This window comes from Acidovorax sp., assembly GCF_046314175.1.
In the GTDB taxonomy this organism is placed as follows: Bacteria; Pseudomonadota; Gammaproteobacteria; order Burkholderiales; family Burkholderiaceae_C; genus Acidovorax.
This window is the reverse complement of record NZ_JBKBXG010000051.1, coordinates 17,477-26,584: the sequence shown is the minus strand read 5'-3', so window position 1 is coordinate 26,584 and position 9,108 is coordinate 17,477. Positions and strand designations below refer to the sequence as shown.

The window sequence follows — 9,108 nt, the reverse complement described above, 5'->3', positions numbered from 1 at the left end:
GCTGCTGTTGTTGCTGCTGCGGCTGGTTGCGGGTGTGCAGGGCATGGGCGTGCTCAACGACTGCGCGGGCGACCTGTGCTAGTTTTTTTCTTTGGCGCCGTTTTCGCGCATGTAGGTGGCCCACGCCAGTGCTGCCACGCCAGGTGTTTTGCACAGGGCGTGCCAGGCGTCGGTGGTGTAGGGCACGGCTTTTTTGCCATCGGCGCCGCCGCCGTTGACGTCAAACCATTCTTCGATCACGGCGGCCATGAAGTCGGCGTAGATGTAGCTGCCGTCGGAGGATTTGAGGTCTGTGATGGCGTCGGTGTCCAGGCGCTTGCAGCGCAGGCCGAAGTCGAAGGGCTGGTCAACCCCCTCGCCGTTGCGGAATGAGCCTTTGACGCGGAACTTGACCTTGTTGTCTACGACGATGGAAATGGACATGTATGCACCCGATTGATCAGGCCCGAGTGAGGGGAGTGCGCGGCGTGCCCGCTCGGGCAAAACAGGCCAGCGGGCCATTGGGGCCCACCGTGCCGCGCACAAAACAGGGCGCATGCCGCAGTTGCGCGGCATGCGTGGCGCTGCGCGATCAGCTCGCGTAGACGGTAGGGAGGTTTTGCGCCTCGATGGATACGGGCGTTTGCACCACGCCCTGCGCCTGGCCGTTGGGCACGCCAGCAGCGCCCACGTAGCCCGTCATGACCATCTTTGCGCCCGTACCGAAGCGCAGGCGAATGGCGCGCTTGCTCTTGCTCTTGTAGGCCTTGTTGCACTCGACAAAGCCGGGGTCGGTCATGTCGAAGAAGTTGGTGAGCGACAGGGTGAGCGGCGCGGCGATGGTGGGCACGTTCTTGCGCACCGAGTCGTGGATGGTGGTGACGTCGGCCTTTTCGTAGTCGCCACCGCTCACGCTGATGCTCTGCACCGAGTTGAACGATGCGCCGAAGGTGACGATGCGGTAGCTGCCACCAATGAACGTGTCGAAACTGGTGGTGTCTTCGCCTTCCAGTTCGAACGTCTTTGCCGTGGTGTTGACGTTGGCAATGCGAAACAGCCGGTCATTGACCTGGTGCATACCCGTGGCCGTGAGGGCGATGTAGTCGCCGTTGGCGGGGTGCACAACACCCGAGTACGTGGCCACGCCGGGGGCGGCCTTGGTGATGGCCGTGATTGGCACAGCGGTGGCCAGGGCGGTCTGAACGTCAATGCCCACGTTGCTCCAGAAGATTGGATCTGCCATTTGGGTTACCTCGTTTGAAAAAGGGAATCAGAGAAAGGTCGCAGCCGCCGTGGCGTGCCGCACGTAAAAAGTCACCGTGGCGCAGGCGGTTTGCTCGCCGTCCACGTCGAAATCCCAGGCCACGGCCTGGGGGTCGATAGACCCCACCAGGCCGCCCAGGGATGGGTCTTGCATCAACCTGCCAACAGCAGCGCCCATGAGGGCATCCACCGCCACATCCACCGGGCTGGCCGCCGAGCCGCGTGCGTAGCAGTCCACCGCCACAGCGGTGAGCCACAGCGCCATGGCGCCCTGCCCCACCGATGCGTCGCGCTCTGCCTGGGCAGGCCGCACCACGATGGCCGTGGCCATCTGCTGCGGCACCACCCGGGCACGGGCGCGGAACACGTTGGGCGACACGGGTGTGGCGGCCTGCAGGGCTGTCTGCATGGCGCCGAGCACCTGGGCGAACCTGGTGGGGGCGGTCATGCAGCCTCCAGCAGCAGGCGGGTGATGCCGGTGCCGTCGGGCTGGGCATCAGCTACCAGGTAGGCAGTGGCAACGCCGTTCACCGACACCTCGACGCTTGTGTCCACCGGGTTGGCAGGCACTTGCGCACTGGGCAGGGTGATGGCGGGCAGCGTGTTGACCATGCCCAGCGGGCCCACAGACCCCGGCACCGCAGCCGCATCAAAGATGACAGGCACCGCCGCACCACCGCCAAAGCTCGCCGTGGTGGCGAAATCGGTGGTGCTGAAGAAGGCGCTGAGGTCTTCGGTGAACATGCCGGGTGCCTTGGGCTGGGTGCGAGGCGCTGGCGTCAGGTCAGCAGGTCAACCACGGTGGCAAAGGACACGGTGTTGCGCAGGGCAACGTCCACGTCTTGCAGGGCCACTACGCGCACGGTGCCTGCGGCACTGCCGGTGTAGGGGTCCACCATCAGGTCGAGGCCACCCCACATGCCAATGACCAGGTCGGCCCAGTTGCCGAAGATGGCAGCCGAGCACACGCCATTGCTGGTGCCCTTGGTGAGGTTGGAGGGCACTGCATTGGTGACTGCGGCGCGGTAGCCATTGATGGGGGTATCGCCGCCGTCCCAGATGAAGCCGTTTTGACCGGTGACCTTGCTGGTGGACTTGAGCTTGCCGCGCACCTTGGCGTTGGTCAGGTAGGCCAGCGTGCCCACATCGGCATTGGCCACAGCCACGGCAGATTCCAGATCAACCATGTGCTGCCAGGTGGGCGCGAGGCCGTTGGTGCCTGCCACCACAGTGGGCGATGCGATCTGCGTCAGGATGCCGCTGGGCTGATTAGATGCACCGGTGCCGTTGATGGCGGCTTGCTGAATGGCCAGGCCCAGGATGGTGGCCAGGTCGTTTTGCACCATGGCTTCCACGTCGAGGCTGGTTTGCAGCAGCAGGCGGCGGGCAATGTCGGTGAAGGCGCCGACCGTCTTGGGCGTGAGCGGCACCTGCCCAACCGTTTGCTGGCTTTCGGTGGGCGCCGAGTTTTCAGCCACCCAGTAGGCAGTGGCAGAGCCTGTGAGCTTGGGGATGGCCACGTTGCCCACCAGGCCGGTGAGCATGCGGGCGCCCAGGCCGTCGATGACCATGGCGTTGCGCAAAATGTCGATGAAGCTGCCGGTGAGCAGATCGGTGGCCACAAGGTTGCCGCCAGCCGTGGGGGCGCCCACCACCAGGTCGCGCCGCTGCACTTCGTTGGGCACCATGAAGCCACGGGCCTGCTTGCCCATCTTGTTGGCAGTGGCGTCGGAGCACTCGCGTTCAAACGATGCGGCGCGCTGGGCTGCTGTGTCGGTAGGGTTGGCCAGCGCGTTGAGAGCGCGCATCAGGCTGTAGCGCTGCACCTCTTTCTTTTCCATGCCAATGTCGGCAGTGGGCACGGGCTTGGTGGACATCTTGGCGATAGCCTCGCGCTGGAACTGCTCGACGCTCAGGCCGCGCTGGATGGCGTCCATCGCCAGCTCGGCACCGCCTGGGATGCTGGCTGCAATTTTGGAGATTTCGGCAGCGTGGTTGCGCTGCTCAACGACTTCGATGACGGGATCGGGCATGGTTTTCACCTCGGGTTCAGATGGGGTTGGAATGGGGGTGGTGGCTTGCGGCGCGGGCACTTCGGCCGGGGCGGCGGCATCGGCCGACTCCAGGCTGCGGCCTACGCCGACGGATGCGTCAGCGGGGACGCTGACAAGCGAGACTTCAAAGGGCTCCCAGTCGGTGACGCGGTAGGTTTCCAGGCCATCCACGGTTTCGACCAGCTGCGCTTTGTGGACCATGTAGCCGACAGACACGTTGCGGCGGATGCCGTCGCGCACGTCGTTCCACACTTCCTCTGCACGAGCGCTTTTTCCGAAGCGCACCACGGCGCGGGCAACCCTGTCCGCACCGATCTCGACAGATTCGATAACGCCAACGACATCGCGGGTGTCGTGGTCGCAAAGGAGGTTGGCGCCGCTGCGAAGGCGGCCCTGGCGCATGCTGGTGGCTGTGCAGTCGAGGATTTCGACGCCCCAGTAGCGCTCGTAAGGCAGCTCACTGGCGAAAGCCAGCACGGCGGTGCGGGCGGCTTCGTCAATGGCCTGGCGTTCGACCAGGAATGCACGCTCTGCGCGGCCCTTGGACAGGTGCCGTGCGACGACTTCGGGGAGTTGTTCTGTGCTGCTCATGCCCGCTATTGCAAGCGGGGTGAGGTGACATTTGTAAGGGGTGAAATGTCACCTACTCGCACGCCGGGCCACAAAGCAAAAGGCCCGCGCGGGGCGGGCCTTGTGGCGGGAAACCTTGCCTGCTATGGCGCAGGCACAGCAGGTGCTGCGGCTCCACCGGCCCCGGGCAGCGCGTCGTAGGCGGGGAGTTGCACTTTCTTTTCCTTGGCGAGTTTTTGGGCTGCAGCAATGGCGTCGAGCGTGTCCTCGAAGTCGTAGCCCATGGCGCTGCACAGGTCTTGCGGGCTCATGAGGCCGGCGCGCACCTTGAGGATGTTGGCCTCGGTGTCGGCCTGTGGGTCCACCCATTCCCAGCGGCGCGGCTGCCATTCGTGGCGGCTGAATTTTTCGAGCTTGGACGCGGGCAGCGCGCTGCCGTTGGGCATGGTGATGGCGCCCGACATGAGGGCCATCTGCAGCCAGGCGCGGTAGATGCGCTCCAGCGCCATGTCGATAAACCACTGCTGATCACCCATCCACCGGTCGCGCTCTTCCAGGGTGCCGCTGCGGATACTGGAGAAGCTGACGCCCTCCAGGTCGTTGGCGAGGGAGTGGTAGGCCACCCCCCAGCCGCTGGCGATGCGCTGCAGGGTGGTTTTGACGAAGGGGCCGAAGTTCTGTTCAGGGTATTTGCTGTCGTAGGCGGTGAACTGCACGCCGGTGGGCAGGGTGTCGTAGTAGCCGGGCTGGCTGACGGTGACGGCCTGGCCTCCCGCTGCATCGGGCGTACCGATGGGCGCCTGGCCGTCTGGCGTAGTGAAAAAGCCGTAGTGGTTGGCACCGTGCTCTGCCGCCAGCAGCGCGGCCAGTTTGAAGTTGCCCAGATGGTGCAAGCTGAGCATGCCTGCGGCCATCCACGGGATGCCGCGCAGTTGCTCAGGGCGCTCTACCTTGAAGCCGTGGATGACGTCGTCCAGCGGCAGGCGGATGCGCTGGCGGCTGCTGTACTGGCCGTCGTTGGGGTGGGCGGCAAATATGTGCACGGCCACCGGTCGGCGGTAGGTGTTGACCTCGACCCCCATGATCACGGCATTGACGCCGTGGCGGCCGTTGTAGGTGGTGTCGATGCGGTCCACGTCGATGAGCTGCAACGCGAAGTTGAACCGGTTGCCTGCGTCTGCCCCGCGCACCATGCGCAGCAAAAACTCGCCATCAGAAGGCAGGCCGCCCACCATGGTTTCGCACATGTCACGAAAGTGCTGGTGGCCAGCCACGTCGGCCACGTTTTGCCATTCTTGCCAGCCGCGCTCTACCGCTGCGCTGGCCATGCGGTCGGGCTTGCCCGGGCTGTCTTCAATGCGCACCTGCAGGCGCACGCCACCGGGGCCGATGATGTTGTCCTTGACCATGCCCACGAACTTTTTGGCGTAGTCGTTGTTGTTGCCCAGCTCGCGCCCGCGGGAGCGCAGGCGGTCCAGATCGCTGCGCAGTTCTTCGTTGATGCTCTGCGCGGTGGCCATCCACTCGGCCGTGAGGCGGTCCATGCGGGCGGCCTGGAAGCGGCGGGTTTGCAGGGCTGCAGGTGCCACAGTGCGGCTGAGCCACTGGCGGGCCCGGTGGATCATGCTGGTCATTGGCCGAACCTTACGTAGACACGGGTTTTGCTGGGCAGGCCTGTGGCGATGCCAGAGGCGGCTTCCTCTCTGCTGACTTCGAGCACCAGGCGGTCGCGGTGGGCCCACACCTCGGCCAGGCTGTAGCGGCGCAGCTGGCGGCCGGCAATCTCATACTCGGCAGCCTTGATGTTGTTAGCGTCTTCCAGGTACGCCTTGACGGCCTCCAGCGCCTTGCGGGCGCTGGTGCGGGTGTCTTGCCCGGTGGTAGCTGCGGCCCAGTCGGGTTTGATGGTGACTGCCCAGAAACCGATGGTGTGCCGGTCGGTGCTGCGCGTGACCTGGGCGACCATGGTGTATTCGCCCGGCGCATACAGCGCGCTGGTGGCAGCCGAAATGATCACCAGGTGGTCGGCCCCGTCTGCAGTGGCCACGATGTCGATGCGGGTCTGGGCGTTGATGAGCCGGTAGCCCAACTGCCAGCCGTCGTTTGCGGGGTAGTCTGGCAGCTGACGCCGCCAGGTGACGGAGTCGCCCGCCTGCAGGCTGGTGGGTTCGGTAGTGGGTGTAGTGGCCATGGCGTGCGTGGTGTTGCAGGCTGCAATCTAGGCCGGGCGGGGTGACATTTGTAAGGGGTGAAATGTCACCCCTATCCCTTGATGATGCGCAGCACGTGGCGCTGGGTGAGCTGGTACCGGCGGGCGAGCAGGGCCACGCGTTCGCCCGCCAGGTAGTCGCGCCGGATGGATGCGTTGCGGTTTTGCAGGTCTGGACGGCGACCCACCCACACCTCATCACCGCCAAACACTTCGCGCACCTGGGCCTCTGCCGCGCGCACCACGGCGGCGTTGAGCCGCGGCGCCAAGGCCATGATGCAGCGCAGGGTGTACTCGACCACGTCGTCGGTGTGCTCTACGCTGGCCAGGGCCTGCTGCTCTGCGGTGGCAGCGCTGTCGCCTTGGAGCACGAGCTCAAGGACTGGGGTCTGGGTGGCTTGGTTTTTTACCATGTGGTGCGTGAGGCTGCGGGCCTTCGGTTGGCGCGGGTGGCGAATGGATTGGGCTTGGCCGGAACGGGCTGATTTACAGGCGTAGCGCTTGCCTGCTCTGCCTTGACTGCTATTGGTTGGATAGCAAAAAGGTCGTGGTTATCAGGCTGCACTGCGGCCTCCAGCTTTTGCCAGCGGGCGTCGTCGTAGCGGTGCAGGCCGCTGGCCATGGCGGCGTGCAGGGCGTAGTTGCGGTTGTCGAGCTGTTCGTTGCGCGGGCGGCGCTTGATCCAGCGGTAGGCTTCGCGGCCGTTGATTTTGGCGAGCACGCGCTGCTCTGCGGTGAGCTGTTCGTAGAACTCGCGGGGCAGTTCGTCGGAAAAGTGCACGAAGCCGGGCCCGGGCTTGGTGATGGCCAGCTGGCCCAGCAGCAGGTCCTTGGCGGCATCCACGCCAACGCGCCAGAGCTTGATGCCGTTGGGCACCTTCTTGCCGCGCCAGTTGATGTCCTGCGCACTGCTGGGACCCAGGATGTTGGTGGCTTCGTTGCCGTCGCCTTTGATGGCGCGCAGCCCGGGCAGGATGTGCTGCGCCTTGGCCACCCAGTTGTAGACGGCCTGTGTCTGGTCGGAAGAGTCGATGCTGGTGGCGCTGATACCCAGGCTGCCGCCGTGCCAGTCTTGCGTGTATCGGCGCTGCAGGTGGTGGGTGACGGCGTCCCACTCTTCATCGACAGCGGGGTTGCCCTCGATGACAGTGACATCAACCACCCACGACTCCATGCCGCGCCCCCAGGCGTATACGGTGATTTCCCAGCGGTTGCGCTGCACGTCCACCCCGGCCGTCAGGTACAGCCCGCCACGGGGCACGGTGCACAGTTTGTACGGCTCGGCACGGGCCTGCAGGGCGTGTTCGTCGGTGCGCTCACCTGCCAACTCCCAGGTTTCGCCCAAGGTTTCGTTGACGAACAGTTGCATGGGGCCTACTTCGCCAGCCTCCATCGCCTTCAGGGCGTTCTCGAACTCGACGACTATGTCAGACCATGCGCGCTGCGGGCTGTAGGCAGTCCATACGTGCACGCCAAGTGTTCGCGGCGGGTTGCAGGGCATGCCCTTGCTGTCGCGCCAGATGCGGTCGGGCCCGTAGCGCTTGCCGGTGCGATCACACACCCAGGCGCCATTGAGTGGCACGCCACCGGGCAGGTAGTCGGCCTGGGTGATGGGTTCATGGCAGTGCGGGCAGATGTGGTGCACGGTGTCGGGCTGGCCGCGCGTCCACTTCATGCCATGGGCCAGGTTCTTTGCCCCCCACAGCAGCGGGTGCTCTACGCCGCAGCGAGGGCAGTCCACATGAAAGCGCACCATGCCCTCGGCGTTGTCGCAGGCGCGCTCGACGTGGCACAAGCCCTTGAGGCGCGGGGTGCTGCCGCCCACAAACTTGGGGTATGGCGCGCCCTCCAGCCGGCCCTTTGCCAAGCCGCCCGGGTCGCCCGACTTCTCGATCTGCTGGTCGAAGGCAGACCACTCATCGAGGATGGCCACAGCCACGGTGATGCGGCGGTAGGCCCGGGCCGCCTTGCCGCCCAGCAGGTGTAGCACGCTGTCGCGGAAGGGCTTGAACTTGATCGTTTCCTCAGTGGCGCGACCGAGTTTGCGCGCCTTGTTGATGGCTGGCACGCCGGTGAGCGGATCGAGCAGCGGGTCAATCTCGCTTTTGACGTAGCTGTCTCGGTCGTCGTCGGTGGGCTGCCACAGGGCTTGCTTGCGGCGGCGGTGCGCGATGTTGTAGGCCACAAAGGCGGTGACCATCTTGGTATAGCCCACACGCTTGGCTTTGCGCACGGCCAGGTCTTCAATGCGGTCGTCGCTCATGAAATCGAGAATGCCCACCTGGAAGGCCCACGCCTGCCATGCCCCTTTTTGGTGGCTGCTCTCGCCGGCCAGCTTGAAGTGGTCGCGCGCCCAATCGCCCAGGCGCTGCGGTGGCTCGGCCCGCAGGCTGTCGAGGCCCCGGCGCACGGCCGACTTGATGGCAGCGGCCGTTTCGGGGTGGAGAGTGGGCATGGTGGTCACGCAGGCATACCCTCGCTGTCGACCTCATCCTCGGACTCACCAGTCAGCATGGCGTCGATGCTGCTGTCCACGAGCTGCGCCGCGCTGCGGATCCACTCGTTGCGGGCCGAAGCGATCACCTGCAGCACCGCGGTCTTTGCTTCGTCGGGCAGGTCGGGGCAGGACTTGCGCAGCGTGCCCTCCAGCTGGTCGAAGCGGTCCACCACGGCGCTGGCGGCCTGGCCCAGGACATCGGCCAGCAGGCCAACAGGCGCGTACTCGCGCCGGGCCACGGCGTTCTTGATGGCCTGCCCCTCGCGCTGCTCACGGGCCAGGGCGGCGCGCTCTTGCACCAGGTCGAGGCCATAGGTCTCGCCCAACCGGCCCGCCGCCTGGTCGCGCAACCGCTCGCAGTAGGCCCCCAGCCAGCTCGCAGCCGTGTCGCCACGCGCAATTACCCCCTCGCTCACCATCTGCGACACCCGGGCCTCGCTCACGCCAATGATCTGCGCAAACTCCGCCTGCGAAATCACCTGGTCGAGCACAGGGAGCACTTTCACAGATTGCCCCCTTCTGCTATCGCAGTGATA

Annotated in this window: 10 protein-coding genes; all 10 read right to left on the bottom strand. The window is 65.5% G+C overall.

Going from position 1 to position 9,108, the window contains the following annotated elements; translation table 11 throughout:
- Positions 1–78: 78 nt before the first annotated feature.
- The 10 genes from ACK4OE_RS15470 to ACK4OE_RS15425 all read right to left on the bottom strand — a co-directional run bounded on the left by ACK4OE_RS15470 (position 79) and on the right by ACK4OE_RS15425 (position 9,078).
- Positions 79–423, bottom strand: a complete 345-nt coding sequence (locus ACK4OE_RS15470) for a hypothetical protein (protein WP_409885752.1) — start codon at positions 421–423, stop codon at positions 79–81.
- 148 nt (positions 424–571) lie between these two features.
- Positions 572–1,222, bottom strand: a complete 651-nt coding sequence (locus ACK4OE_RS15465; protein WP_409885750.1) for a phage tail tube protein — start codon at positions 1,220–1,222, stop codon at positions 572–574.
- Between the two features lie 27 nt (positions 1,223–1,249).
- On the bottom strand, positions 1,250–1,690 hold the full coding sequence (locus ACK4OE_RS15460) for a hypothetical protein (protein WP_409885748.1): 441 nt from the start codon (positions 1,688–1,690) through the stop codon (positions 1,250–1,252).
- Positions 1,687–1,986 carry a hypothetical protein gene (locus tag ACK4OE_RS15455; protein ID WP_409885747.1) on the bottom strand — a complete coding sequence of 100 codons (300 nt, stop codon included), beginning with the start codon at positions 1,984–1,986 and terminating at the stop codon, positions 1,687–1,689. Before ACK4OE_RS15455 ends, ACK4OE_RS15460 begins: the two co-directional genes overlap by 4 nt.
- A 35-nt stretch (positions 1,987–2,021) precedes the next feature.
- Positions 2,022–3,887 carry a phage major capsid protein gene (locus ACK4OE_RS15450; RefSeq protein ID WP_409885745.1) on the bottom strand — a complete coding sequence of 622 codons (1,866 nt, stop codon included), beginning with the start codon at positions 3,885–3,887 and terminating at the stop codon, positions 2,022–2,024.
- Positions 3,888–4,009: 122 nt separating this feature from the next.
- Positions 4,010–5,500, bottom strand: coding sequence for a phage portal protein (locus tag ACK4OE_RS15445; RefSeq protein ID WP_409885743.1), 1,491 nt, complete (start codon positions 5,498–5,500; stop codon positions 4,010–4,012).
- Positions 5,497–6,057: a hypothetical protein gene (locus ACK4OE_RS15440; RefSeq protein ID WP_409885741.1), complete on the bottom strand. Its 561-nt coding sequence runs from the start codon at positions 6,055–6,057 to the stop codon at positions 5,497–5,499. Before ACK4OE_RS15440 ends, ACK4OE_RS15445 begins: the two co-directional genes overlap by 4 nt.
- 71 nt (positions 6,058–6,128) lie before the next feature.
- Positions 6,129–6,446, bottom strand: a complete 318-nt coding sequence (locus ACK4OE_RS15435; RefSeq protein WP_409885739.1) for a Mor transcription activator family protein — start codon at positions 6,444–6,446, stop codon at positions 6,129–6,131.
- 35 nt (positions 6,447–6,481) lie between these two features.
- Positions 6,482–8,530, bottom strand: a complete 2,049-nt coding sequence (locus ACK4OE_RS15430; protein ID WP_409885737.1) for a phage terminase large subunit family protein — start codon at positions 8,528–8,530, stop codon at positions 6,482–6,484.
- Between the two features lie 5 nt (positions 8,531–8,535).
- Positions 8,536–9,078, bottom strand: a complete 543-nt coding sequence (locus tag ACK4OE_RS15425; RefSeq protein WP_409885735.1) for a hypothetical protein — start codon at positions 9,076–9,078, stop codon at positions 8,536–8,538.
- Between the last annotated feature and the right edge of the window lie 30 nt (positions 9,079–9,108).

Bases quoted from the DNA above. Each gene is read 5' to 3' on its own strand.
- ACK4OE_RS15460 (WP_409885748.1), bottom strand. From the start codon at position 1,690: ATGACCGCCCCCACCAGGTTCGCCCAGGTGCTCGGCGCCATGCAGACA.
- ACK4OE_RS15430 (WP_409885737.1), bottom strand. From the start codon at position 8,530: ATGCCCACTCTCCACCCCGAAACGGCCGCTGCCATCAAGTCGGCCGTG.
- ACK4OE_RS15465 (WP_409885750.1), bottom strand. From the start codon at position 1,222: ATGGCAGATCCAATCTTCTGGAGCAACGTGGGCATTGACGTTCAGACC.
- ACK4OE_RS15470 (WP_409885752.1), bottom strand. From the start codon at position 423: ATGTCCATTTCCATCGTCGTAGACAACAAGGTCAAGTTCCGCGTCAAA.
- ACK4OE_RS15455 (WP_409885747.1), bottom strand. From the start codon at position 1,986: ATGTTCACCGAAGACCTCAGCGCCTTCTTCAGCACCACCGATTTCGCC.
- ACK4OE_RS15445 (WP_409885743.1), bottom strand. From the start codon at position 5,500: ATGACCAGCATGATCCACCGGGCCCGCCAGTGGCTCAGCCGCACTGTG.
- ACK4OE_RS15440 (WP_409885741.1), bottom strand. From the start codon at position 6,057: ATGGCCACTACACCCACTACCGAACCCACCAGCCTGCAGGCGGGCGAC.
- ACK4OE_RS15450 (WP_409885745.1), bottom strand. From the start codon at position 3,887: ATGAGCAGCACAGAACAACTCCCCGAAGTCGTCGCACGGCACCTGTCC.